Origin of the sequence: Pseudomonas sp. SB113 (genome assembly GCF_040754745.1) — a bacterium.
GTDB lineage: Bacteria > Pseudomonadota > Gammaproteobacteria > Pseudomonadales > Pseudomonadaceae > Aquipseudomonas > Aquipseudomonas grimontii.
This window is the reverse complement of the sequence record NZ_JBFMHW010000267.1, coordinates 1-354: the sequence shown is the minus strand read 5'-3', so window position 1 is coordinate 354 and position 354 is coordinate 1. Positions and strand designations below refer to the sequence as shown.

Genomic DNA, 354 nt, shown 5'->3' with positions numbered 1-354 from the left:
CGTCGGTGGCGGACAGTTTGACCGCGATGCCTACGCTTGGATCTTCAGCACCGGTCGCAGCAGTGGCATCAGCCACCGGCGCATCGTTGACCGCAGTCACGGTGATGGTGCCGTTGGCTGGAGCCGAGGTCAGCGGGTTGGTGCCGTCAGCGTTGCCGCCGTCGGTCGCGGTGTAGGTGAAGTCTGCGGTGCCGTGGAAGTCCGCGTTTGGTTTGAAGTAAACCGTGGCTTCGCCGTTGACCGCGTCAATGGAACCGGTCACCGGTTTGGTCATCGCCGCGTCGGTGTAGAAGGTGCCATTGGTTGGCGTGCCGACAGTGAAGGATTTAACGTCCGTCGGACTGTCTACGTCGG

At 62.4% G+C, this 354-nt stretch carries 1 protein-coding gene; it reads right to left on the bottom strand.

Features of this window, described 5'->3' with window-relative positions; genetic code table 11:
* Positions 1–354 (bottom strand): Ig-like domain-containing protein (locus tag AB1462_RS32505; RefSeq protein WP_367249237.1); only part of this gene is annotated, 354 nt, incomplete at both ends.